This is a genomic window from Hydrogenophaga sp. GW456-12-10-14-TSB4 (assembly GCF_059424305.1).
Window position 1 is genome coordinate 12,108 of record NZ_JBWKZH010000050.1, and the last position, 23,008, is coordinate 35,115.

22 protein-coding genes are annotated in these 23,008 nt (G+C 67.8%); 17 read left to right on the plus strand and 5 right to left on the minus strand.

Annotated features, from left to right (window positions below):
• Positions 1 to 3: 3 nt before the first annotated feature.
• From ugpQ to ugpB, 5 genes are all read right to left on the minus strand, one after another.
• Positions 4 to 762, minus strand: a complete 759-nt coding sequence (gene ugpQ, locus AC07ZS_RS21365; RefSeq protein ID WP_494800539.1) for a glycerophosphodiester phosphodiesterase — start codon at positions 760 to 762, stop codon at positions 4 to 6.
• On the minus strand, positions 759 to 1,763 hold the full coding sequence (locus AC07ZS_RS21370) for a sn-glycerol-3-phosphate import ATP-binding protein UgpC (RefSeq protein ID WP_494800540.1): 1,005 nt from the start codon (positions 1,761 to 1,763) through the stop codon (positions 759 to 761). Before AC07ZS_RS21370 ends, ugpQ begins: the two co-directional genes overlap by 4 nt.
• 24 nt (positions 1,764 to 1,787) lie before the next feature.
• Complete coding sequence (gene ugpE / locus AC07ZS_RS21375) at positions 1,788 to 2,639, minus strand: sn-glycerol-3-phosphate ABC transporter permease UgpE (protein ID WP_494800541.1); 852 nt, start codon at positions 2,637 to 2,639, stop codon at positions 1,788 to 1,790.
• 1 nt (position 2,640) lies between these two features.
• On the minus strand, positions 2,641 to 3,522 hold the full coding sequence (ugpA, locus tag AC07ZS_RS21380; RefSeq protein WP_494800542.1) for a sn-glycerol-3-phosphate ABC transporter permease UgpA: 882 nt from the start codon (positions 3,520 to 3,522) through the stop codon (positions 2,641 to 2,643).
• A 126-nt stretch (positions 3,523 to 3,648) separates the two neighbouring features.
• Positions 3,649 to 4,968 (minus strand): sn-glycerol-3-phosphate ABC transporter substrate-binding protein UgpB, encoded by a 1,320-nt coding sequence (gene ugpB / locus AC07ZS_RS21385; protein WP_494800543.1) that lies wholly within the window; start codon positions 4,966 to 4,968, stop codon positions 3,649 to 3,651.
• Positions 4,969 to 5,153: 185 nt separating this feature from the next.
• Here ugpB and AC07ZS_RS21390 point away from each other — a divergent pair, with 185 nt between their 5' ends.
• The 17 genes from AC07ZS_RS21390 (at position 5,154) to AC07ZS_RS21470 (ending at position 22,990) form a co-directional block, all read left to right on the plus strand.
• Positions 5,154 to 9,032, plus strand: a complete 3,879-nt coding sequence (locus AC07ZS_RS21390; RefSeq protein WP_494800544.1) for a DUF3683 domain-containing protein — start codon at positions 5,154 to 5,156, stop codon at positions 9,030 to 9,032.
• A 23-nt stretch (positions 9,033 to 9,055) separates the two neighbouring features.
• Positions 9,056 to 9,469: a gamma-butyrobetaine hydroxylase family protein gene (locus AC07ZS_RS21395; RefSeq protein WP_494800545.1), complete on the plus strand. Its 414-nt coding sequence runs from the start codon at positions 9,056 to 9,058 to the stop codon at positions 9,467 to 9,469.
• 16 nt (positions 9,470 to 9,485) lie between these two features.
• Positions 9,486 to 10,217 carry a bifunctional demethylmenaquinone methyltransferase/2-methoxy-6-polyprenyl-1,4-benzoquinol methylase UbiE gene (gene ubiE, locus AC07ZS_RS21400; RefSeq protein ID WP_494800546.1) on the plus strand — a complete coding sequence of 244 codons (732 nt, stop codon included), beginning with the start codon at positions 9,486 to 9,488 and terminating at the stop codon, positions 10,215 to 10,217.
• Between the two features lie 42 nt (positions 10,218 to 10,259).
• On the plus strand, positions 10,260 to 11,258 hold the full coding sequence (locus AC07ZS_RS21405) for a Tim44 domain-containing protein (protein WP_494800547.1): 999 nt from the start codon (positions 10,260 to 10,262) through the stop codon (positions 11,256 to 11,258).
• An 80-nt stretch (positions 11,259 to 11,338) separates the two neighbouring features.
• On the plus strand, positions 11,339 to 11,956 hold the full coding sequence (locus AC07ZS_RS21410) for a ubiquinone biosynthesis accessory factor UbiJ (RefSeq protein WP_494800548.1): 618 nt from the start codon (positions 11,339 to 11,341) through the stop codon (positions 11,954 to 11,956).
• Positions 11,953 to 13,518 carry a ubiquinone biosynthesis regulatory protein kinase UbiB gene (ubiB, locus tag AC07ZS_RS21415; protein WP_494800549.1) on the plus strand — a complete coding sequence of 522 codons (1,566 nt, stop codon included), beginning with the start codon at positions 11,953 to 11,955 and terminating at the stop codon, positions 13,516 to 13,518. Before AC07ZS_RS21410 ends, ubiB begins: the two co-directional genes overlap by 4 nt.
• A 153-nt stretch (positions 13,519 to 13,671) precedes the next feature.
• On the plus strand, positions 13,672 to 13,995 hold the full coding sequence (locus tag AC07ZS_RS21420; protein ID WP_494800550.1) for an FmdB family zinc ribbon protein: 324 nt from the start codon (positions 13,672 to 13,674) through the stop codon (positions 13,993 to 13,995).
• Between the two features lie 10 nt (positions 13,996 to 14,005).
• Positions 14,006 to 14,683: a DUF502 domain-containing protein gene (locus tag AC07ZS_RS21425; protein ID WP_494800551.1), complete on the plus strand. Its 678-nt coding sequence runs from the start codon at positions 14,006 to 14,008 to the stop codon at positions 14,681 to 14,683.
• Between the two features lie 48 nt (positions 14,684 to 14,731).
• The gene (aspS, locus tag AC07ZS_RS21430) at positions 14,732 to 16,531 is read left to right on the plus strand and encodes an aspartate--tRNA ligase (RefSeq protein ID WP_494800552.1); all 1,800 of its coding nucleotides are present in this window, start codon (positions 14,732 to 14,734) and stop codon (positions 16,529 to 16,531) included.
• A 135-nt stretch (positions 16,532 to 16,666) separates the two neighbouring features.
• Positions 16,667 to 16,987: an ElaB/YgaM/YqjD family protein gene (locus tag AC07ZS_RS21435; protein ID WP_494800553.1), complete on the plus strand. Its 321-nt coding sequence runs from the start codon at positions 16,667 to 16,669 to the stop codon at positions 16,985 to 16,987.
• 17 nt (positions 16,988 to 17,004) lie between these two features.
• The gene (locus AC07ZS_RS21440) at positions 17,005 to 17,391 is read left to right on the plus strand and encodes a phage holin family protein (protein WP_494800554.1); all 387 of its coding nucleotides are present in this window, start codon (positions 17,005 to 17,007) and stop codon (positions 17,389 to 17,391) included.
• On the plus strand, positions 17,388 to 17,675 hold the full coding sequence (locus AC07ZS_RS21445; RefSeq protein WP_494800555.1) for a YqjK family protein: 288 nt from the start codon (positions 17,388 to 17,390) through the stop codon (positions 17,673 to 17,675). The genes AC07ZS_RS21440 and AC07ZS_RS21445 overlap by 4 nt, the downstream gene beginning before the upstream one ends.
• A 13-nt stretch (positions 17,676 to 17,688) precedes the next feature.
• Positions 17,689 to 18,144, plus strand: coding sequence for a dihydroneopterin triphosphate diphosphatase (gene nudB / locus AC07ZS_RS21450; RefSeq protein WP_494800556.1), 456 nt, complete (start codon positions 17,689 to 17,691; stop codon positions 18,142 to 18,144).
• Positions 18,141 to 18,869: an endonuclease/exonuclease/phosphatase family protein gene (locus AC07ZS_RS21455; RefSeq protein WP_494800557.1), complete on the plus strand. Its 729-nt coding sequence runs from the start codon at positions 18,141 to 18,143 to the stop codon at positions 18,867 to 18,869. Before nudB ends, AC07ZS_RS21455 begins: the two co-directional genes overlap by 4 nt.
• A gap of 41 nt (positions 18,870 to 18,910) precedes the next feature.
• Positions 18,911 to 20,176 carry a cardiolipin synthase ClsB gene (clsB, locus tag AC07ZS_RS21460; protein WP_494800558.1) on the plus strand — a complete coding sequence of 422 codons (1,266 nt, stop codon included), beginning with the start codon at positions 18,911 to 18,913 and terminating at the stop codon, positions 20,174 to 20,176.
• A 10-nt stretch (positions 20,177 to 20,186) separates the two neighbouring features.
• On the plus strand, positions 20,187 to 21,206 hold the full coding sequence (locus tag AC07ZS_RS21465; RefSeq protein WP_494800559.1) for a ligase-associated DNA damage response exonuclease: 1,020 nt from the start codon (positions 20,187 to 20,189) through the stop codon (positions 21,204 to 21,206).
• The gene (locus AC07ZS_RS21470) at positions 21,203 to 22,990 is read left to right on the plus strand and encodes an ATP-dependent DNA ligase (RefSeq protein ID WP_494800560.1); all 1,788 of its coding nucleotides are present in this window, start codon (positions 21,203 to 21,205) and stop codon (positions 22,988 to 22,990) included. The genes AC07ZS_RS21465 and AC07ZS_RS21470 overlap by 4 nt, the downstream gene beginning before the upstream one ends.
• The last annotated feature ends 18 nt before the right edge of the window (positions 22,991 to 23,008 follow it).

Consider the following 23,008-nt stretch of genomic DNA (forward strand, 5'->3'; position numbering starts at 1 on the left):
GCTTCAGCGGCCGGGTGGGAACAGGTCGACCCGGTCGGTGATGATGCCGTCCAGGCCCAGATCCAGCAGCCTCTGCACGGCCCATTCGTCGTTCACGGTATAGGCCAGGGTGCGCAGGCCGGCATCGCGTGCCTGCGCCACGGTGGCGGCGTCCCATAAAGCGTGGTTGCACACGACCGCCACGCAGCCCAGTGATTGCGCCATGTCGCGCCAGCCCTCCCGCAGCGTGTCAAGCAACAGCCCGCGCGGCAAGTGGGGCGCGCTGTCCCGCGAGCCCTGAAGGGCATCTGGCTGGAACGAGGTGAGGAAGGGCGCGCGCTCCCTGTCGCCGGCCCAGAGCCGCGCGGCCGCCTCGGCCACGGCGCGTCCCGTGGCCCGCTCGGTGCCGGGCGTGGGTTTGATCTCGATGTTGAGCCAGTGGCCTTGCGCCTGGCAGTGGCGGGCCACGGCCTCCAGGGTCGCCAGGGGTTCGCCCGCGAACGCGCGCGAGTGCCAGCCGCCGGCGTCGAGCTGGCTCAGCTGGGCCCAGGGCCGTTCGCCTGCCACGCCCTGGCCGTTCGTGGTGCGCTCCAGGGAGGCGTCGTGCAGCAGGAACACCACGCCATCGGCGCTGAGCTTGGCGTCGCATTCGTACATGCGGTAGCCGTGCGATGCACCGAGGCGGAACGCGGCCAGCGTGTTTTCGGGCGCCAGCTTGCCGGCGCCGCGGTGGGCCACCCAGCGCGGATAGGGCCAGGGGGGCGGTGACGTGCCCTGGCTCATTGCCGCCGGCCGGTCTCGGCGTCGAACCAGTGCAGGCGATCCTCGCGCGGCTTCGCATGAATGGTGCTGCCGATCGCGGGGGCACCCTGGTCTTCGTGGGTGCGGATGATCATCGCTTCATCCCCCAGGCGGGTGTGGACCAGGCGCTCGGCGCCGAGCAGCTCCACCGTCTCGACCTTCAGGGTCCAGCCCTCGTTGCCGATGTCGATGTGCTCCGGGCGGATGCCCAGGATGCTGCCGGCGCGGCCCCCCGGCGCGTGCTTGAGCAGGTTCATGGGCGGCGAGCCGATGAAACTGGCCACGAAGGTGGTGGCGGGGCGCGTGTAGACCTCTTCGGGCGTGCCGAATTGCTCCATGTTGCCGGCGTTCATGACGATCATGCGTTCGGCCAGGGTCATGGCCTCCACCTGGTCATGGGTGACGAACAGCGAGGTGATGCCCAGCTCGCGGTGCAGCTTCTGGATCTCCAGCCGGGTCTGTGCGCGCAGCTTGGCGTCCAGGTTGGACAGCGGTTCGTCGAACAGGAACACCTGCGGCTGGCGCACGATGGCACGGCCCATGGCCACGCGCTGGCGCTGGCCGCCCGAGAGTTCGCGCGGCTTGCGCTCGAGCAGGTGGCCGAGTTCGAGGATCTTGGCGGCCTTGTCCACGCGCGCCCGGATTTCCTCCTTGGGCACCTTGGCGATCTTCAGGCCGTAGGCCATGTTGTCGAAGTTCGTCATGTGCGGGTAGAGCGCGTAGTTCTGGAACACCATCGCGATGTCGCGCTGGGCCGGCTCCAGGTTGTTGACCACGCGGTCGCCGATGCGCAATTCGCCGCCGGAGATCTCCTCCAGTCCCGCCACCATGCGCAGCAGGGTGGATTTGCCGCAGCCCGAGGGGCCGACGATGACGACGAACTCGCCATCCTGGATCTCGGCATTCACCCCGTGGATGACCTGATTGGCCTTGGGGCCGCTGCCGTAGCGCTTGACGATGTCGCGAAGTGAAAGAGAGGCCATGGTCTTGTTGCGGTCGGGTTGTTGTTACTTCTCGGTGTCCACGAGGCCCTTGACGAACCAGCGCTGCATGAGGATCACCACCACCGCCGGCGGCAGCATGGCCAGCAGTGCGGTCGCCATCACGATGTTCCATTCGTTGCCGGCGTCGCCGCCCGCGATCATGCGCTTGATCCCGATCACCACCGGGTACATCTCTTCCGAGGTGGTGACCAGCAGCGGCCACAGGTACTGGTTCCAGCCGTAGATGAACTGGATCACGAACAGCGCAGCGATCGAGGTGCGCGACAGGGGCACCAGGATGTCCTTGAAGAAGCGCATCGGGCCGGCGCCGTCCACCCGCGCGGCTTCCACGAGTTCGTCCGGCACGGTCAGGAAGAACTGCCGGAACAGGAAGGTGGCGGTGGCCGAGGCGATCAGCGGGACGGTCAGGCCCGCGTAGGTGTTGAGCATGCCCAGGTCGGACACCACCTGGTAGGTGGGGCCGATGCGCACCTCCACCGGCAGCATCAGCGTGATGAAGATCAGCCAGAAGCAGATGCCCTTGAACGGGAAGCGGAAGTAGACGATGGCGAAGGCCGATAGCAGCGAGATGGCGATCTTGCCGAAGGTGATGACGAGGGCCGTGACCAGGCTCACCCACATCATGCGCGCCACCGGCGCGCTGGAGCCCGGGCCGCTGCCGCCGCCGAACAGGGTGTCGCGGTACGTCTGCCAGAAGTTGCTGCCGGGCAGCAGGGGCATGGGGGCCTGCACGATGTCCTGTGCGGTGTGGGTGGATGCCACGAAGGCCAGGTACAGCGGAAAGCCGACGATGAGCACGCCCAGCACCAGGATCAGGTGCGACAGCAGCGTCAGGTAGGGACTGCGTTCAACCATGTCAGTACTGCACTTTCTTCTCGACGTAGCGGAACTGGATCACCGTGAGCACGATGACGATCACCATCAGCACCACCGACTGCGCGGCCGAACCACCCATGTCCATGGCCTTGAAGCCGTCGTGGTAGACCTTGTAGACCAGGATCGCGGTGTCGCGCCCCGGGCCGCCCTGCGTGGTCGCGTCCACGATGGCGAAGGTGTCGAAGAAGGCGTACACCACGTTGATCACCAGCAGGAAGAAGGTGGTGGGTGACAGCAGCGGAAACTGGATGCTCCAGAACCGGCGCCAGGGGCCGGCACCGTCGATGGCCGCGGCCTCGATCAGCGATTTGGGGATCGACTGCAAGCCCGCGAGGAAGAACAGGAAGTTGTACGAGATCTGCTTCCACACCGCCGCGATCACGATCAGCGTCATTGCATGGTCGGAATTGAGCATGTGGTTCCAGTTGAACCCGGATTGGCGCAGCATGTAGGCCACCACGCCGAGCGAGGGGGAGAACATGAACATCCAGAGCACACCGGCCACCGCCGGCGCCACCGCGTAAGGCAGCAGCAGCGCGGTCTTGTAGCCGAGCGCGCCTTTGACGATGCGGTCGGCGAAGATGGCCAGCACCAGCGAAATGCCGATGCCGAAGCCGGCGACCATCACGGAGAAGAAGGCGGTGGTCTTGAACGAGGCCAGGTAGCTCGGGTCGTTGAACAGGTTTCTGAAGTTCTCCAGACCCACCCACTCCTTCGAGAAGCCGAACGAGTCCTGCACCTGGAACGATTGCACCAGCGCCTGGCCCGCCGGCCAGAAAAAGAAGATGCTGATGATCGCCAGCTGCGGCGCCAGCAAGGCCCAGGGCAGCCACGAAGAGCGAAACAGAACGCGCTTTTCCATGTCCAGTCTTTCTCGGTCTTTCAAAAAGACAACCCGCCCCTGTGCAAACCGGGTGGTCTGCAGAGCGGCGGGTTATCGATGCCTCACCAGGGGTTCGGTGGGCATCATCGGGCTTCTGATCGGAATTTACTTGTTGGCGCGGGCAAAACGGACCAGTTGCTCGTTGCCCCGGACCACGGCGGTGTCCAGCGCTTCCTTGGGCGACTTCTTACCGGCCCAGATCTGCTCGGTTTCCTCGTCGATGATGGTGCGGATCTGCACGAAGTTGCCCAGGCGGATGCCGCGCGACTTGTCGGTGGCCTTGCGGATCATCTGCGTGACGGCCACGTCGGTGCCGGGGTTCTTGTTGTAGAAGCCGGAGGCATCCGTCAGCCTGTACGCGCCCGTGGTCACCGGCAGGTAGCCGGTGCGCTGGTGGCTGGCGGCCTGCACGCGGGTGTCGTTCAGGAAGTTCAGGAAGTCGGCGACGCCCTTGTACTCCGCCGGTTTCTTGCCGGCCATCACCCACAGGCTGGCACCGCCGATGGCGGTGTTCTGCGGCGCGCCCTTGACATCGGCGTAGTAGGGCAGGGTGGAGATGCCGTAGGCGAACTTGGCGTCCTTGGACACGCGGGCGTACAGGCCCGACGAGCCGGTGATCATGGCGCATTCGCCTGAGGGGAACGAGGCATCGGGCGCGTTGCCGCGGCCCTTGTAGACAAAGCTGCCTTCCTTGGACGCCTTGGCCAGGTTCTCGAAATGGCGCACGTGCAGCGGCGTGTTGATCAGCAGTTGCGCGTCGTTGCCGTCGAAACCGTTGTTCTTGGAAGCGAACAGCGTGTTGTGCCAGAGCGAGAAGCTCTCCAGCTGCGTCCAGCTGATCCAGCTGGTGGTGAAGGGGCAGGCGTGGCCGCTGGCCTTGAGTTTGGAGGCGGCGGCGAACACGTCCGGCCAGGTCTTGGGCGCCTTTTCGGGGTCCAGGCCAGCCTTCTTGAAGGCGTCCTTGTTGTAATAGAAGATGGTGGTCGAGCTGTTGAGCGGGTAGCTCAGCATCTGGCCGTTGGGCGCGGTGTAGTAACCCGCCACGGCCGACACGTACTCGGTCGGGTCGAACTTGAAGCCCGCGTCGTTCAGCACCTTGGCCGCGGGCACGATGGCGCCCTTGCTGGCCATCATGGTGGCGGTGCCGACCTCGAACACCTGCAGGATGTGAGGCGCGTTGCCCGCGCGGAAGGCGGCGATCGCGCCCGTCATGGACTCGTCGTAGGTGCCCTTGTACGTGGGCACCACCTTGTACTGGGACTGGCTGGCGTTGTACTGCTTGGCCAGGTCATTGACCCATTCGCCCAGCGCGGCGCTCATCGAATGCCACCACTGGATCTCGGTCGGCGCCTGGGCATGGACCGGGCCGCTCAGGAGTGCGGCGAGCGCCAGGGCGCCGGTCATGGGGAGAAAACGCTTGTGCATGGGGGTTGCTCCTTGAGGGGGTGATCGGAAACCGGAGGGGCTAGGGTAGGGTTTCCGTATGTCAAAACCATTGCACATGCGTTTCCCGGGTGTGACAACAGGGGTTTCCACAGGGGGGGTGGGTGTATGTTGCGCTGCGGTACCATTCTGGGTTCTTTACTGTCATGCTGGCGACTGCCACACACATGAACGCACCCACACCGCTTTCGTTGCTCGCCACCGCCACCGACGATGCGCCACGTTTGCGCGAGATCCCTTACAACTACACCTCCTTCTCGGATCGTGAAATCGTGCTGCGCTTGCTCGGTGAGCGCGCCTGGGGCTTGCTGGATGAGTTGAGAGGGGAGCGCCGCACCGGCCGTTCGGCCCGCATGCTGTACGAGGTGCTCGGTGACATCTGGGTCGTGCAGCGCAACCCCTACCTGCAGGACGACCTGCTCGACAGCCCCAAGCGGCGCCAGCAGCTGGTGGACGCCTTGCACCACCGGCTGGCCGAGGTGCAGAAGCGCCGCACACCGAACGACGACGCGGTGCGCGACGGCCTGGTGGCCGAACTGCTCACGGCGGCCCGCGCGGCGGTCGACCAGTTTGCCCGCTCGTTCCAGGACATGGCCGCGCTGCGCCAGCGCGCCACCAAGGCCCTGCGCCGTCTGACGGCCAAGGACAACATCAAGTTCGACGGCCTGTCGCGCGTCTCGCACGTGACCGACGCGACCGACTGGCGCGTGGAATACCCCTTCGTGGTGCTCACGCCGGACACCGAGGCGGAGATGGCCCGGCTGGTCAAGGGCTGTGTCGAACTCGGGCTGACCATCATTCCGCGGGGAGGCGGCACCGGCTACACGGGCGGTGCGATTCCGCTGACCTGGAAGAGCGCGGTGATCAACACCGAGAAGCTCGAGGCCATGACCGAGGTGGAATGGGTGAAGGTGCCAGGGCACGACAAGCCGCTGCCCACCGTCTGGACCGAAGCCGGCGTGGTGACCCAGCGCGTGTCCGACGCCGCCGACCGCGCGGGCCACGTGTTCGCAGTGGACCCGACCTCGGCCGAGGCCTCGTGCATCGGCGGCAACATCGCCATGAACGCAGGCGGCAAGAAAGCCGTGCTGTGGGGCACGGCGCTGGACAACCTGGTGTCGTGGCGCATGGTCACGCCGCAGGCCCAGTGGCTGGAAGTCACCCGGCTGGACCACAACCTGGGCAAGATCCACGACGCCGAGGTCGCCACCTTCGAGCTCCAGTACTTCGAGGCCGACGGCAAGACGCCGGTGCGCACCGAGCAGCTGGTGATCCCGGGCAAGACCTTCCGCAAGGAAGGCCTGGGCAAGGACGTGACCGACAAGTTCCTCAGCGGCCTGCCGGGCATCCAGAAGGAAGGCTGCGACGGCCTGATCACCAGCGCGCGCTGGGTGGTTCACCGCATGCCCGACCACGTGCGCACCGTCTGCCTGGAGTTCTTCGGCAATCCCAAGGACTGCGTGCCGTCCATCGTGGACATCAAGGACTTCATGTTCGGCGAGATGAAGCGCCCGGGCGGCGCCATCCTGGCGGGCCTGGAGCACCTCGACGACCGTTACCTGAAAGCCGTGGGCTACGCCACCAAGAGCAAGCGCGGCACCCTGCCCAAGATGGTGCTGATCGGCGACATCGTGGGCGACGACGCCGACGCCGTGGCGCGCGCCACCAGCGAGGTCATCCGACTGGCGAACTCGCGCAGCGGCGAGGGCTTCGTGGCCATCAGCGCCGAGGCGCGCAAGAAGTTCTGGCTGGACCGCAAGCGCACGGCGGCCATCAGCCGGCACACCAACGCCTTCAAGATCAACGAAGACGTGGTGATTCCGCTGCCGCGCATGGGCGAGTACACCGAAGGCATCGAACGCATCAACATCGAGCTGTCGCTGCGCAACAAGATCAAGCTGGCCGACGCACTCGAAGCCTTCTTCGCCCGTGGCAACCTGCCGCTGGGCAAGACCGACGACGCCAGCGACATCCCCAGCGCCGAGCTGCTGGAAGACCGTGTGCAGCAGGCCCTGGCCCTGGTGCGTGAGGTGCGCGCCCTCTGGGCCGGCTGGCTGAGCGACGTGGACGCGCTGTTCCCGCAACTGCAGGACCACCGCCTGCGGGCGAGCTGGAAGACGCAGATCCGCGCGCCGCTGCAGGCCATCTTCACCGGTGCGGCCTTCGGCCCCCTGCTGGCCGAATGCACCGCCATTCACCAGCGCGTGCTCAAGGGCCGCGTGTGGGTGGCTCTGCACATGCACGCCGGTGACGGCAACGTGCACACCAACATCCCCGTCAACAGCGACGACTACGAGATGCTGCAGACCGCGCACGAGGCCGTGGCGCGCATCATGGTGCTGGCGCGGCACCTCGACGGTGTGATCTCGGGCGAGCACGGCATCGGCATCACCAAGCTGGAATTCCTCACCGACGAGGAACTGCAGCCCTTCGCGGACTACAAGCAGCGGGTCGACCCCGAAGGCCGCTTCAACAAGGGCAAGCTGCTGCGCCAGGGCCCGGCCGGCGACGCCAGCCTGCGCAGCGCCGACCTGTCCAACGCCTACACGCCCAGCTTCGGCCTGATGGGGCACGAGTCGATCATCATGCAGCGCAGCGAGATCGGCGCCATCGCCGACAGCGTCAAGGACTGCCTGCGCTGCGGCAAGTGCAAGCCGGTGTGCGCCACACACGTGCCGCGCGCCAACCTGCTCTATTCGCCGCGCAACAAGATCCTGGCCACCTCGCTGCTGGTCGAGGCCTTCCTGTACGAGGAGCAGACCCGCCGCGGCATCAGCATCAAGCATTGGGAAGAGTTCGAGGACGTGGCCGACCACTGCACGGTCTGCCACAAGTGCCTGAGCCCCTGCCCGGTCAAGATCGACTTCGGCGACGTGACCATGAACATGCGCAACCTGTTGCGCAAGATGGGCCAGAAGAGCTTCCGCCCCGGCAACGCGGCGGCCATGTTCTTCCTGAACGCGACCAACCCCGAGACCATCAAGTTCGTGCGCGGCGCCATGGTGGGCGCGGGCTTCAAGGCCCAGCGCCTGGCCAACGACCTGCTCAAGCGCCTCGCGCGCAAGCAGACCGGTGCGCCCCCGGCCACCCTGGGCCCGGCGCCGATCAAGGAGCAGGTGATCCACTTCATCAACAAGAAGATGCCGGGTGGCCTGCCCAAGAAGACCGCCCGCGCGCTGTTGGACATCGAAGACAAGGACTACGTGCCCATCATCCGCAACCCCTCGGCCACCACGGCCGAGACGGAAGCGGTGTTCTACTTCCCCGGCTGCGGCTCGGAGCGCCTGTTCTCGCAGGTGGGCCTGGCCACGCAGGCCATGCTCTGGCACGCCGGCGTGCAGACCGTGCTGCCGCCGGGCTACCTCTGCTGCGGCTATCCGCAGCGCGGCAGCGGCCAGTTCGACAAGGCCGAGAAGATGATCACCGACAACCGGGTGCTGTTCCACCGGGTGGCCAACACGCTCAACTACCTGGACATCAAGACCGTGGTGGTGAGCTGCGGCACCTGCTACGACCAGCTGCAGGGTTACGAGTTCGACCAGATCTTCCCGGGCTGCCGCATCATCGACATCCACGAGTACCTGCTGGAAAAGGGCATCACCCTGCCGGCCGGGCAGGGCGGCTACCTGTACCACGACCCCTGCCACACGCCGATGAAGCTGCAGGAGCCGATGAAGACGGTCAAGGCGCTGGTGGGAGACAACGTGCTGGAGAGCAAGCGCTGCTGCGGCGAGTCGGGCACGCTGGGCGTGACCCGGCCCGACATCTCCACCCAGGTCCGCTTCCGCAAGGAAGAGGAAATCCAGAAGGGCGAAGCCGCGCTGCGCGCCGCGGGCACTGTGGGCGCGAACGACAACGTCAAGATCCTCACCTCGTGCCCGAGCTGCCTGCAAGGCCTGAGCCGCTATGGCGACGACCTCAAGAGCGGGCTGCTGGAAGCCGATTACATCGTGGTGGAGATGGCGCGCCAGATCCTGGGCGAAGAGTGGCTGCCCGCGTACGTCGCCAAGGCCAACGAAGGCGGCATCGAGCGCGTGCTCGTCTGACGCGCCCGATAACGGAGACTTTCATGGCCGGCCTCGACAAGAACACCCCTTCACCGCAGTCGATCACCCTGCACCAGCAGTCGCGGGTGCTGGAGATCGGCTTTTCCGACGGCAGCGAGTTCCGGATTCCCTTCGAGCTGATGCGGGTCTACTCCCCTTCGGCCGAGGTGCAGGGCCATGGCAAGGGCCAGGAGGTGCTGCAGACCGGCAAGCGCGAAGTGGGCGTGGTGGCGCTGGAGCCGGTCGGCAACTACGCGGTGCAGCCCACCTTCTCCGACGGCCACAGCTCCGGCATCTTCTCCTGGGACTACCTGTACTTCCTGGGCTCGAAGCAGGCCGACCTGTGGACCGAGTACCTTGAACGCCTGCAGGCCGCTGGCGTGGAGCGCGACGCCCCCATGCCAGACAAAGGCGGTCACGCCTGCGGCAGCCACTGAAGCGAGGAAATTTCACATGGCCTCCACCCATTTCGGATTCAAGACCGTCGACGAAGGCGAGAAGGCGCAGCGCGTGCGCAGCGTGTTCGATTCGGTCGCGCCCAAGTACGACGTGATGAACGACCTCATGTCGGCTGGGCTGCACCGCCTCTGGAAGCGCTACACCCTCACTGTGGCGAATCCGCAACCGGGCCAGCAGGTGCTCGACATCGCTGGCGGCACGGGCGACCTCTCGCTGGCCTTTGCCCGCAAGGTCGGGCCCACCGGCCGCGTGGTGCACACCGACATCAACGAAGCCATGCTGCGCGAGGGCCGTTCGCGCCTGCTGGACCTGGGCGTGGTGCTGCCCACCCTGGTGTGCGACGCCGAGAAGCTGCCGTTCGCCAGCGAGTCGTTCGACTTCGTTTCGGTGGCTTTCGGCCTGCGCAACATGACGCACAAGGAACTTGCACTGGCCGAAATGCATCGGACCCTCAAGCCGGGGGGCAAATTGCTGGTGCTGGAGTTTTCCCGGGTGGCGAAACCGCTCGAGAAGGCTTATGACTGGTATTCGTTCAACGTGTTGCCCAAACTGGGCAAGCTGGTGGCCAACGACGAGAGCAGCTATCGCTACCTGGCCGAGTCCATCCGCATGCACCCGGGGCAGGAAGCGTTGAGACAGATGATGCGCTCGGCCGGATTCGGCCATGTGGACGTGCACAACCTCAGCGCTGGGGTGGTGGCCTTGCACATGGGCATCAAGTGTTGAAGTGGTTTTTAGGGTTTTCTGTTGTTTGAAGGAGGCAAAGGCATGAACAAGTTGTGGTCGGTGTTGCTGGTGTTCGCGATGGCGCTGGGCACCCAGGATGTGTGGGCCAAGCGCATGGGCGGTGGCATGTCGTTCGGCAAGCAGTCGGGCAATGTGACGCAGCGCAACAGCGCGCCGCCGTCCCAGCAGGCCACGCCGCAACAGGCGCCGGCTCAGAACGCGGCGGCGGCCCGTCCGGCAACCGCCACGCCCGCTGCGGCGGCAGCGCCCAAGCGGCCCTGGGGTGCCATGCTCGGCGGTCTGGCTGCGGGTCTGGGCCTGGCCTGGCTGGCTTCTTCGCTGGGCCTGGGCGAGGCCTTCGGCCAGGTTCTGCTGTTCGCGCTGCTGGCCATGGTGGTCATGGCGGTGATCGGCATGGTGATGCGACGACGCGCGCCCGCCGCCCAGGCGGGTGGCATGGCGTACCAGGGTGCCGGCGCGACCGGCCACTCCCAGTACGAACCGGCCACGCCGCGCAGCTACAGCCCGCAGAACGTCGGCAACGACGCCTCCGCCCGGCCCTGGGAGCGCAGCGGCCCGGCGGCGCTGGACCACGCCCACCGCCCCTCGGGCGGCTCCATGATCGGTTCGGCCCTTGGCGGCAGCCAGAGCTGGGGCGTTCCGGCGGGTTTTGATGCCGAAGGTTTCCTCAAGGCCTCCAAGGCCAACTTCGTGAGCCTGCAGGACGCCTGGGACCGTTCCGACATCCCTGCGCTGCGCGCGATGATGACCGACAGCATGCTCGAGGAGATCCGCCACCAGCTGGCCGAGCGTGAGCAGGCCCGCGGCGGCGCCAACAAGACCGAGGTCGTGATGCTGGACGCACAGCTGCTCGGTATCGAGGAACTGCAGGGCGAGTACATGGCCAGCGTCGAGTTCTCCGGCCTCATCCGCGAGGACGCGTCGGCCGGCCCGAACCCGTTCCGCGAAGTCTGGAACATCACCCGGCCCAAGAACGGCCCCGGCGGCTGGCTGGTGGCTGGCGTGCAAGCGCTGCAGTAGGCGCCGAACAGGGCTGTCGCAGCCCGCCCGATGCACGCTCACGCCGTGCCTCGCGCTTTATCCGTCAAAATCGGGTGGTCATGAAAAATGAACCACCCGATTCTTCTTCCGGGGCCGGTGCGGCCGCCGCTCCCACGAACTTCCTGGAATCGCTGCTCGGCGCGATCCGTCCGCCCGAGTGGATGGTCGACGAGCTGCAGAACCGCGTGGTGCTGTTCCTCAACCACGTGCTGATCCAGGAAAAAGCGGCCCAGGACCGCCTGCGCCGCCAGAAGGGCAAGCCCGTGCGCGTCCAGTGGGGCGATTTCCACCTCACGCTCGCGCCCACCGCCGCCGGCCTGCTGGAGCGCTGCGCTCCCGGCGCAGCACCCGAACTGAGCGTCACGCTCACCCAGCGTTCTCCCCTGGCGTTGGCCCAGAGCGTGCTGGCCGGCCAGAAGCCGGGCGTGGACATCCAGGGCGACGTGCAGCTGGCCGCCGAGGTGGCCTGGCTGGTGGACAACGTGCGTTGGGACGTGGAGGAAGACCTGTCCCGCATCGTCGGTGATGCGCCTGCCCACACGCTGGCGCGTTTCGCCCAGTCGGCGGCCCAGGCGGTCAAGGCCTTTGTCGAGCGCCTGCCGGCCGGCCGCGCGGCACGCGCGACCCCGGATGGCGATGCGTCGGTGCCTCCGCGCGCCGACGGAACCGCGGCATGAGCCGGCTCTTCCGCGGCGCCTTCATCGTCTGGGTGGTGTTGCGCTACGGGCTGGACGAGCTGGTGCTCTCCAGCTTCGAGCGCCCGGCCATCCGCCTGCTCACCCGCATCGTCTCCATCGGCCGCAACCTGGATGCGCCGCGCGGCGCCCGCCTGCGCGAGGCCCTGGAGCGCCTGGGCCCGATCTTCGTGAAGTTCGGCCAGGTGCTGTCGACGCGGCGCGACCTGTTGCCGCCCGACATCGCCGACGAACTTGCACGCCTGCAGGACCGGGTGCCACCGTTCCCCAGCGAGGTCGCGGTCGCCAGCATCGAGCGCGCCTTCGGCAAGCCCCTGTCCTCGGTCTTCTCCCACTTCGAGCAGGTGCCGGTGGCCAGTGCCTCCGTGGCTCAGGTGCATTTCGCCACCCTGCTGGACGGCCGCCACGGCGGGCGCGAGGTCGCGGTGAAAGTGCTGCGCCCGAACATGCGGCCGGTGATCGACAAGGACCTCAGCCTCATGCGCATGATGGCCGGCTGGGTCGAACGGCTCTCGGCCGACGGCAAGCGCCTCAAGCCGCGCGAGGTGGTCGCCGAGTTCGACAAATACCTGCACGACGAGCTGGACCTGCTGCGCGAAGCCGCCAACGCCGCCCAGCTGCGCCGCAACATGCAGGGTCTGGACCTGGTGCTGATCCCGGAAATGCTCTGGGACTACTGCCACACCGAGGTGATGGTGATGGAGCGCATGGACGGCACGCCCATCAACCGCGTCGAGGCGCTGCGCGCCCAGGGCGTGGACATCCCCAAGCTGGCGCGCGACGGCGTCACCATCTTCTTCACCCAGGTGTTCCGCGATGGCTTCTTCCACGCCGACATGCACCCCGGCAACATCCAGGTCAGCACCGCGCCGGACACCTTCGGGCGTTACATCTCGCTCGATTTCGGCATCGTGGGCACGCTCACTGAGTTCGACAAGGAGTACCTGGCGCAGAACTTCACCGCCTTTTTCCGGCGCGACTACAAGCGCGTGGCCGAGTTGCACATCGAATCGGGCTGGGTGCCCGCGGAAACGCGGGTGGACGAGCTCGAATCGGCGATCCGCGCGGTGTGCGAACCCTATTTCGACCGGCCCCTGAAGGAAATCTCGCTGGGCATGGTGCTCATGCGCCTGTTCCAGACCTCGCGCCGCTTCCAGGTGGAGATCCAGCCCCAGCTGGTGCTTCTGCAGAAAACCCTGCTCAACATCGAGGGCCTGGGGCGCCAGCTCGACCCCGAGCTCGACCTCTGGAGCACGGCCAAGCCCTTCCTGGAGAAGTGGATGGTGGAGCAGGTCGGCCCGCAGAAGCTGCTGCAGCAGCTCAAGGCCGAGGCCCCGCACTACGCGAAGCTGTTGCCGGCTCTGCCGCGCCTGCTGCACGACTACCTGCAGCACAAGCCGCACGAGCTGCGGCGCGAGCTCGACACCCTGGTGGCCGAACAGCGCCGCACCAACCGCCTGTTGCAGGGCATCATTTACGGCGGCGTGGGCTTCGTGCTGGGGCTGATCCTGATGCAGGTGCTGCTGCGGGTGCGCCTCTGGTAGGTCGGGCCGCTGGGCGCCGACACCCGGCGCACGGGGGATACCCCCTCAATTTATAATGACGGGTTTTGTTCCACGTCCCGCACGGGAACGTCCGGCGCCGTCCGGGGGCGATTTCCACCCCCTGGCGCTCCCGCCCTCATTCAGGTCCACGCCATGCCTATTTATGCCTACAAGTGCGAGTCCTGCGGCCATGCCAAGGACGTGCTGCAGAAAATCTCCGACGAGCCGCTCAGTGTGTGTCCGGCCTGCGGCCAGGCCAGCTTCAAGAAGCAGCTGACCGCGGCCGGTTTCCAGCTCAAGGGCTCCGGCTGGTACGTGACCGATTTCCGCGAAGGCAACAAGACCGCCGCGCCCGCGCCTGCTTCAACGGGCGACGCAGCGGGCGCACCCGCCGCCGCACCTGCATCCGCCGCCCCGGCGCCTGCCGCTGCACCCGCGCCGGCGGCTCCGGCCAGCCCGCCGGCCAGCTCCACCTGAGCGCTTCCTGATGCCCTCCTTGCGCAAATGGCTGTTCTCGGGCCTTCTGGTCCTGGTGCCCCTGATCATCACCCTCTGGGTGCTGGAGTGGGTGGTCACCACGCTCGACCAGACCTTGCGCATCCTGCCCACGAGCTGGCAGCCCGATCAGCTGCTCGGGGTGCACATCCCCGGCCTGGGCGTGCTGTTCGCGCTCGTGGTCGTGCTCTCCATCGGCGCGCTGGCCTCCAACATCATCGGCAACAAGCTGGTGAGCTGGTGGCACGCCCTGCTGCACCGCATTCCGGTGGTGCGCTCCATCTATTCGGGCGTCAAGCAGGTCTCCGACACGCTGTTTTCCGAGAAAGGCAACGCCTTTCGCAAGGCCTTGCTGGTGCAGTGGCCGCACGAAGGCATGTGGACCATCGCTTTTCTCACCGGCTCGCCGGCCGGCGACGTGCTGACCCATCTGCAGTCCATGCCCGGCGGTGCCGAGCACGATGAGTTTTTCAGCGTCTACGTGCCCACCACGCCCAACCCGACCGGCGGCTACTTCGCCATGGTGCGCCGCAGCGCCTGCGTCGAGCTGCAGATGAGCGTGGACGAAGCGCTGACCTACATCGTGTCCATGGGCGTGATCGTGCCCGGCGGGCCGAAGAACCCGAACCTCAAGGTGGCCGCCGACGGCGCCATCACCGAAACCTCCTGAATGTTCCCCCTCGGGCCTGCCCGCGAACCTGTTGAAAGAAGAGTCGAAATGGCGATGCGTACCCACTATTGCGGTCTGGTGACCGAAGCCCAACTGGGCCAAACCGTTCAGCTGTGCGGCTGGGTCAACCGCCGCCGCGACCACGGTGGCGTGATCTTCATCGACCTGCGCGACCGCGAAGGCTATGTGCAGGTCGTGTGCGACCCCGATCGCGCCGAGATGTTCAAGACCGCCGAGGACGTGCGCAACGAGTTCTGCGTGCAGGTCACGGGCGTGGTGCGCGCGCGCCCGGCCGGCACCACCAACGACAAGCTCAAGAGCGGCCAGATCGAGGTGCTGTGCCACGAACTGAAGGTGCTCAACGCCTCGGTCACGCCGCCGTTCCAGCTGGACGACGAGAACCTGTCGGAGACCACGCGCCTCACGCACCGCGTGCTCGACCTGCGCCGCCCCTACATGCAGAACAACCTGATGCTGCGCTACCGCGTGGCCATGGAAGTGCGCAAGTTCCTCGACGCCAACGGCTTCATCGACATCGAGACCCCGATGCTGACCAAGAGCACGCCCGAAGGCGCGCGCGACTACCTCGTGCCCAGCCGCGTGCACGACGGCCACTTCTTCGCGCTGCCGCAATCGCCCCAGCTGTTCAAGCAGCTGCTGATGGTGGCCGGCTTCGACCGCTACTACCAGATCACCAAGTGCTTCCGCGACGAAGACCTGCGCGCCGACCGCCAGCCCGAGTTCACCCAGATCGATATCGAAACCTCCTTCCTGACCGAGGAGGACATCCGCGACATGTTCCAGGGCATGATCAAGACCGTGTTCCAGAACACGCTGGGCGTGGACCTGGGCGAGTTCCCGGTCATGGCCTACAGCGAAGCCATGCAGCGCTTCGGCTCCGACAAGCCCGACCTGCGCGTCAAGCTCGAATTCACCGAGCTGACCGACGTGATGGGCGACGTGGACTTCAAGGTCTTCTCCGCTCCCGCCACCATGAAGGGTGGTCGCGTGGTCGCCCTGTGCGTGCGCGGCGGTGCCGAGATGAGCCGCAGCGAGATCGACGCCTACACCGAGTTCGTGAAGATCTACGGTGCCAAGGGCCTGGCCTGGATCAAGGTCAACGACGCCGCCCAGGGCCGTGACGGCCTGCAGAGCCCGATCGTGAAGAACCTGCACGACAAGGCCGTGGCCGACATCCTCTCGCGCACCGGCGCGCAGAACGGCGACATCATCTTCTTCGGTGCCGACAAGGCCAAGGTGGTCAACGACGCCATCGGCGCCCTGCGCCTGAAGATCGGCCACAGCGAGCTGGGCAAGAAGAACGGCCTCTTCGAGAGCCGCTGGGCCCCGATGTGGGTGGTGGACTTCCCGATGTTCGAGCACGACGAGGAAGCCGACCGCTGGACGGCGGTGCACCACCCCTTCACCGCGCCGAAGGACGGCCACGAGGACTGGATGGTGACCGCGCCCGAGAAGTGCATCGCCAAGGGCTACGACATGGTGCTCAACGGCTGGGAGATCGGCGGCGGTTCCGTCCGCATCCACACCGCCGCGGTGCAGCAGAAGGTGTTCGACGCGCTCAAGATCACGCCCGAAGAGGCCCAGCTCAAGTTCGGCTTCCTGCTGGACGCACTGCAGTACGGCGCACCGCCCCACGGCGGCCTGGCCTTCGGTCTGGACCGCATCGTCACCCTCATGACCGGTGCCGAGTCGATCCGCGACGTGATCGCCTTCCCCAAGACCCAGCGCGCCCAGTGCCTGCTGACCCAGGCCCCCAGCCCGGTGGACGAGAAGCAACTGCGCGAGCTGCACATCCGTCTGCGCAACGTCGATCTGGCCAAGGCCTGAGGCGTCTGTAGGACATCTCCGAAAGGGGCGCCGAGTGCGCCCCTTTTTCTTGTATCAATGGGCTGATTGCATCGAACTGCCTTCAAGTTTCGCCATTCCTTCGGGGTAACATGGCCTTTTGAAAGGAGTCCTCTCATGCCCAAGATCCGTACGACCTCCCTCGATGGGAAGGAAAAACTCGTGGCCGACCTCCAGCGCGTGATCGCCGACGCCGAAGAGCTGATGCAGGCCACCGCCCACCAGACCGAAGGCAAGGTGGTGGAACTGCGTGACCGCATCAACGACAACCTGCGCGAGGCGCGCCACAAGCTCGCCGATGCCGAGGAAGCCATCAAGGAAAAGACGCTGGAAATGGCCCGCGCCACCGACGACTACGTGCACGAAAACCCCTGGTCCGCGATCGGTGCCGCCGCCGGTGTGGGCCTGCTGGTCGGTCTGCTCATCAGCCGCCGCTGATCGGGACGACCCGCTCCATGGCCACGCCGCAGCGTTTTTCTTCGTCCGTCCGGGGACTGGCTTCCACCGTGCTGGAGCTGGTGCAGATCCGGCTGGAGCTGTTCAGCATCGAAGCCCAGGAAGAGGTGCTGCGCGTCGGCGCGCTGCTGGTCTATGGCGCGGTGGCCGTGGCTTTCCTCAGCCTGGGGGTGGTGTTGCTGGCCCTGCTGATCACGGTGGCCCTGTGGGATACCCACCGCCTGCTGGCGCTGGGCATCTTCACCGGGCTGTTCCTCGTCACCGGGGGTGTAGCGGCCTGGCTGGCGCGTGAGCGCGTGCGTTCGGGCACCTACCTGTTCTCGGCCAGTGTCGAGGAACTGAAGCAGGACCGCGAGAGCCTGCGCGCCGCCAAGGAGGACGCTTGAACCCGCGTGCCGTTTTGCTGGCGAGGCGGCGGGAGCGGCTGGTGCTGCGCTCCCGGCTTCTTCGCCGGCAGATCACGCGGGAGCTGCAGGCGGTGCAGCCCGCGCTGACCTGGGTGGACCGCCTGCAGGACGCTGCGCTCTGGTTGCGCGGCAACCCGGTGATCGCGGCCGCCGGCAGCCTGCTGCTGGCCGTGTGGCGCCCGCGCCGGGCGGCGAGCTTCGGCATGCGCCTGTGGTCGGCCTGGAAGTTTGTGCAGGGCCTGCGCGGGTCCGTGCGCCGCTGAACCCGTTCGTCCCGTGAAGATCCCGCAATCGGTGCTGGTGGTGATTCACACCCCGGCATGGGAGGTGCTGCTGATCGAGCGCGCCGATGCCCCCGGTTTCTGGCAATCGGTCACCGGCTCCAAGGACACCGAGGCCGAGAGCTTCGAGGCCACGGCGGTGCGCGAGGTGTGGGAAGAGACCGGTCTTGATGCCCGTGCGCCAGGCCACGTGCTGCGCGACTGGGCGCTGGAGAACGTGTACGAGATCTACCCGCAGTGGCGCCACCGCTATGCGCCGGGCGTCACCCACAACACCGAGCACCTGTTCGGCCTCTGCGTTCCGCGGGCGGTGCCGGTGCGGTTGAGCGCGCGCGAGCACCGCAACCAGGTCTGGTTGCCCTGGGCGCAGGCGGCCGAACGCTGTTTCTCGCCCTCGAACGCCGAGGCGATCGGCTGGCTGCCCCGCCTTGGTGGCATGATTTGTCCATGAGCATCGTCAGGATCGCGACCTACAACATCCACAAGGGTGTGCAAGGCCTGGGGCCGGGGCGCCGGCTGGAGATCCACAACATCGCCCACGCGGTGGAGCAGTTCGACGCCGACATCGTCTGCCTGCAGGAGGTGCGGCGCCACAACCGCAAGCTCGAAAAGCATTTCACCCGCTGGCCCGAGCTGGATCAGGCGGGTTATCTCTCGCCCGAGGGCTATGAATCGGTCTACCGGACCAACGCGGTCACCCGCCATGGTGAACACGGCAACGCGCTGCTCTCGCGCTGGCCGGTGATCGACACCAAACACTCCGACGTCTCAGACCACCGCTTCGAGCAACGCGGCCTGCTGCACGTGCAGTTGCTGGTCGAGGGCGTCGATGTGCACGTGGTGGTGGTGCACCTGGGCCTGATCCACGCCAGCCGCGAGCGCCAGGTCCAGCGCCTGGGCGAGTACATCGCCACCGCCGTGCCGGCGAGCGCGCCGCTGGTGGTGGCCGGTGACTTCAACGACTGGGGGGCGCAACTGCTGCGACCCATGGCGGCCCTGGACCTGCGCACCTTCGAGGGCATCCGCCTGGCCACCTACCCGTCGCGCCTGCCGCTGCTGCACCTGGACCGCATCTTCGCGCGCGGCCTGCGGCCGGTCTCCGCCCATGTGCCGCACGGCCGGGTCTGGTCGCGCATGTCGGACCACCTGCCGCTGATCGCCGAGCTCGAGCTGTGAGCGCACGGCCCCCTCGCACCGCGAGCGCGCGGCACGCACCCATGCGAAGGGGCCACCAGCTGCTGTTGCTGCAGGGCGGGGTGGAGTTTTTCCCGGCGTTGGTCGAGGCCATGGACGCGGCGCGCATGGTCGTGCACCTGGAGACCTACATCTTTGAATTCGCGGGCGCGGCATTGAGCGTGGCCGAAGCACTGGAGCGTGCGGCGCGGCGCGGCGTCGTGGTGCGCCTGCTCATCGACGGCGTGGGCACGCCGATGGTGCCGCCGGAGTGGCAACGCAGGTTCGCCGAGGCCGGCGTGGTGATGCGCATCTACGCCCCGCTGGGCCGGCTCGGCCTGCTGGCGCCGCGCAACTGGCGTCGGCTGCACCGCAAGCTCTGCGTGGTGGACGGTGTGGTGGGTTTCTGTGGCGGCATCAACATCATCGACGACCAGGACGACGTGGCGCTTGGCCGGCTGACCGCACCCCGGCTGGACTTCGCGCTGCGCGTGGCCGGTCCGCTGGTGGACGACATGGTGGACACCATGGAGCAACTCTGGTGGCGCACGCTGGCCGCCCGCCGGGTGCGCCAGCGCGAATTCAAGGCCGCCTGGGATGCGCTGCGGTCCTCTCGCCCGGTGGGCGATTTCTCCCGCCTGCTGCAGAAGATCGAGGCCCTGGCCGAGGCGCAGGAGGACACCCGGGTGGAAGGCCCTTACGGCGAGGCCCTGTCGTCGCCGCTGGGGGTGGACGGGGCGCGCGCCACGCTGCTGCTGCGCGACAACGTGACCCACCGGCACGACATCGAGCGCGCCTACCTCAAGGCCATCGGCGAGGCGCGCCAGGAGGTGGTGATCGCCAACGCCTATTTCATCCCCGGGCGCAAGCTGCGCCGCGCGCTCACGCTGGCCGCCGCGCGTGGCGTGCGCGTGCGCCTGCTGCTGCAGGGCCGTTACGAGCACTTCCTGCAGTACCGAGCGGCGCGTCCGGTGTACCAGCGGCTGGTGGACGCCGGCATCGAGATCCATGAGTACGCACCCAGTGCCTTGCACGCCAAGGTGGCGGTGGTCGACCGGCGCTGGTCCACCGTGGGCTCCACCAACCTCGACCCCTTGTCCCTGCTGCTGGCGCGCGAGGCCAACGTGATGACCAACGACCGGCGCTTCTCCGGCCTGCTGCACAGCTACCTCGATGGCCTGGTGCAGCACACGGGCCAGTTGCTCGACACCGGTGCGCTCAACCGGCGCCCCTGGGCGCAGCGGCAGCTCGACCGCATCGCCTTCGCGGTCATGCGGATCACGCTGTTCGTGACGGGCCACCGATACTAGAACCGGCCCCATGCCCGACGACCTGATCGTCCAGCGGCCCGAAGGCCTGTATTGCCCGCCGGGCGACTTCTACATCGACCCCTGGCGCCGCGTGGAGCGCGCTGTCATCACCCACGCGCACGCCGACCATGCCCGCACCGGCCATGGGCATTACCTGGCCACCGCGGTGTCCGAAGGCCTGCTGCGCGCAAGGCTGGGATCAGGCATCGCCCTGCAAGGCCTGGCCTACGGCGAGACCGTGGAGCACCACGGCGTGCGCCTCTCGCTGCACCCCGCCGGCCACGTGCTGGGCTCGGCGCAGGTCCGGTTGGAGCACCGGGGCCGTGTGTGGGTGGCCAGCGGCGACTACCGCACCACGCCGGCCGGTGCCGTGCCCGACCGCACCTGTGCGCCCTTCGAGCCGGTGCGCTGCGACGTGTTCATCACCGAATCCACCTTCGGCCTGCCGATCTACCGCTGGCGGCCTGATGCCGAGCTGTTCGGCGAAATCAACCGCTGGTGGCAGGACAACGCCGAGACCGGCCGCGCCAGCGTGCTGTCCTGCTACAGCCTGGGCAAGGCGCAGCGCATCCTGGCCGGGGTGGACGCGTCCATCGGCCCGATCGTGTGCCACGGCGCGGTCGAGCCGCTGAACCGCGCCTACCGCGCCGCCGGCATCCCCCTGCCCGAGACCCTGCCGGTGGACGGCGTCAGCGACCCTGCTGTCCTGCGCCGTGCCCTCGTGCTGTGCCCGGGCTCCGCGCTGGGCACACCCTGGATCCAGCGCTTCGGCGATTTCTCCGACGCCTTCGCCAGCGGCTGGATGCAGGTGCGCGGGTGGCGGCGGCGCGGCGGCCTGGACCGCGGCTTCGTGCTCAGCGACCACGCCGACTGGCCGGGTCTGCTGGGTGCCATTGGCGCCAGCGGGGCCGAACGCGTCATCGTCACGCACGGCAGCGTGCCGGTGCTGGTGCGTTACCTGCAGGAGCAAGGGCTGCAGGCTGAGAGCTTCGACACCGAGTACGGCGACGAAACCGAGGCCGCCGCATGAAGCGCTTCGCGGCCCTGTTCGACGAGCTCGACGCGACCACCGCGACCCACGCCAAGGTGGCCGCGCTGCGCCGCTACCTGGCCGAGGTGGACGACGCCGACGCGGCCTGGGCGGTGTACTTCCTGGCCGGCGGCAAGCCGCGCCAGCTCATCCGAACGGCCCAGCTGCGCGCGCAGGCGATCGCCGACTCGGGCCTCCCGGAATGGCTGTTCGAGGCCAGCTACCAGGCGGTGGGCGATCTGGCCGAGACCATCGCGCTGGTGCTGCCCGCGCCGCCACAGGCCGGGGGCCTGCAGACCCGCCTGAGCGAGTGGATGGAAGAGCGGCTGCTGCCCCTGCGCGGGCAGGGGGACGAGGCGGTGGCCCTGGCCCTGGGGGCCTGGTGGCGCGAGCTCGATGCCGCCGGGCGCTTCCTGCTCGTCAAGCTGGTGGGCGGGGGCTTTCGCGTGGGCGTGAGCAAACTGCTGGTGCAGCGCGCGATCGCGGCGCACGCCGGGCTGGACGCCAAGCTGGTGGCCGCGCGCATGATGGGCTACACCGACAGCAAACGCCCGCCCACGCCGGCCCTGTACCGCGCCCTGGTGGCACCGGCCCACGCGAGCGGCGAGGCGCAGGGGGCGCGCGACCCGAGTCAGCCGTACCCGTTCTTTCTGGCCAGCCCGCTGGGCCCGGAGGCCGGTGGGGACCCCACGGGCCTGGGCCCGGCGAGCGACTGGCTGGCCGAGTGGAAGTTCGACGGCATCCGGGGCCAGATCGTCAAGCGCGCGGGGCAGGTGTGGGTCTGGTCGCGCGGAGAGGAGTTGATGAGCGAGCGCTTCCCCGAGCTGCAGGCGCTCGCGCAACGCTGGCCCGACGGCACCGTGCTGGATGGCGAGATCCTGGTCTGGGACGACCGCCCGGCCGCGCCCCGATTGCCGGGCAGCGAGCGACCGGGCGGCCCCGCGCCCTTCGCGCTGCTGCAGCAACGCATCGGCCGCAAGACGCTGAGCCCCAAGGTGCTGGCCGAGGTGCCGGTCGGCTTCATGGCCTACGACCTGCTCGAAGCCGGCCACGAGGACCTGCGCCAGGTGCCGCAACACGAGCGCCGCGGGCGCCTGGAGGCCCTGGCCGCCACGCTCAATGCCACGCCCGGCCCGCGCCTGTGGCTCTCGCCCCGGATCCCGGCCGACGACTGGGCCACGCTGGCCCGCTGGCGCGCGCAGGCGAGGGCGCTGGACGTCGAGGGCCTGATGCTCAAGCACCGCGAGAGCGCCTACGGCACCGGCCGCCAGAAACGCGCCGATGGCCCGGGCCTGCTCGCCTGGTGGAAGTGGAAGATCGACCCGCTGACGATCGACGGCGTGCTGATCTACGCCCAGGCCGGTCACGGCCGCCGAGCCTCGGTCTACACCGACTACACCTTCGCGGTGTGGAGCCGCCCGCCGGTGGACGCCGCCGAGGCGCAGGCGGTGGTCGAGGCGATCGCGCGGCGCCGCCCGGCCGACCCCGACGGCCTGCAGCTGGTGGCCTTCACCAAGGCCTATTCGGGCCTGACCGACGAGGAGTTCAAGGCGGTCGATGCGGTGATCCGCCAGAACACGCTGGAGAAGTTCGGCCCGGTGCGCAGCGTGCGGCCCACGCTGGTGTTCGAGCTGGCGTTCGAGGGCATCGCGCGCAGCGCGCGCCACAAGAGCGGGGTGGCGCTGCGCTTTCCGCGCATGCAGCGCGTCCGCGACGACAAGCCGCTGCACGAGGCCAACACCCTGCAGGACCTGGAGCAACTGCTGGCCGGCGGGGCCGGCTGAGGCCCCGGGAGCAAAGCC

Coding starts and splice junctions, on each gene's coding strand:
- ugpB (WP_494800543.1), bottom strand. CDS start 4,968: ATGCACAAGCGTTTTCTCCCCATGACCGGCGCCCTGGCGCTCGCCGCA.
- AC07ZS_RS21425 (WP_494800551.1), top strand. CDS start 14,006: ATGCCCTCCTTGCGCAAATGGCTGTTCTCGGGCCTTCTGGTCCTGGTG.
- AC07ZS_RS21465 (WP_494800559.1), top strand. CDS start 20,187: ATGCCCGACGACCTGATCGTCCAGCGGCCCGAAGGCCTGTATTGCCCG.
- AC07ZS_RS21395 (WP_494800545.1), top strand. CDS start 9,056: ATGGCCGGCCTCGACAAGAACACCCCTTCACCGCAGTCGATCACCCTG.
- AC07ZS_RS21470 (WP_494800560.1), top strand. CDS start 21,203: ATGAAGCGCTTCGCGGCCCTGTTCGACGAGCTCGACGCGACCACCGCG.
- ubiE (WP_494800546.1), top strand. CDS start 9,486: ATGGCCTCCACCCATTTCGGATTCAAGACCGTCGACGAAGGCGAGAAG.
- clsB (WP_494800558.1), top strand. CDS start 18,911: ATGCGAAGGGGCCACCAGCTGCTGTTGCTGCAGGGCGGGGTGGAGTTT.
- ugpE (WP_494800541.1), bottom strand. CDS start 2,639: ATGGTTGAACGCAGTCCCTACCTGACGCTGCTGTCGCACCTGATCCTG.
- ugpQ (WP_494800539.1), bottom strand. CDS start 762: ATGAGCCAGGGCACGTCACCGCCCCCCTGGCCCTATCCGCGCTGGGTG.
- AC07ZS_RS21390 (WP_494800544.1), top strand. CDS start 5,154: ATGAACGCACCCACACCGCTTTCGTTGCTCGCCACCGCCACCGACGAT.
- AC07ZS_RS21405 (WP_494800547.1), top strand. CDS start 10,260: ATGAACAAGTTGTGGTCGGTGTTGCTGGTGTTCGCGATGGCGCTGGGC.
- AC07ZS_RS21410 (WP_494800548.1), top strand. CDS start 11,339: ATGAAAAATGAACCACCCGATTCTTCTTCCGGGGCCGGTGCGGCCGCC.
- AC07ZS_RS21435 (WP_494800553.1), top strand. CDS start 16,667: ATGCCCAAGATCCGTACGACCTCCCTCGATGGGAAGGAAAAACTCGTG.
- ubiB (WP_494800549.1), top strand. CDS start 11,953: ATGAGCCGGCTCTTCCGCGGCGCCTTCATCGTCTGGGTGGTGTTGCGC.
- AC07ZS_RS21370 (WP_494800540.1), bottom strand. CDS start 1,763: ATGGCCTCTCTTTCACTTCGCGACATCGTCAAGCGCTACGGCAGCGGC.
- AC07ZS_RS21440 (WP_494800554.1), top strand. CDS start 17,005: ATGGCCACGCCGCAGCGTTTTTCTTCGTCCGTCCGGGGACTGGCTTCC.
- AC07ZS_RS21455 (WP_494800557.1), top strand. CDS start 18,141: ATGAGCATCGTCAGGATCGCGACCTACAACATCCACAAGGGTGTGCAA.
- AC07ZS_RS21420 (WP_494800550.1), top strand. CDS start 13,672: ATGCCTATTTATGCCTACAAGTGCGAGTCCTGCGGCCATGCCAAGGAC.
- ugpA (WP_494800542.1), bottom strand. CDS start 3,522: ATGGAAAAGCGCGTTCTGTTTCGCTCTTCGTGGCTGCCCTGGGCCTTG.
- aspS (WP_494800552.1), top strand. CDS start 14,732: ATGGCGATGCGTACCCACTATTGCGGTCTGGTGACCGAAGCCCAACTG.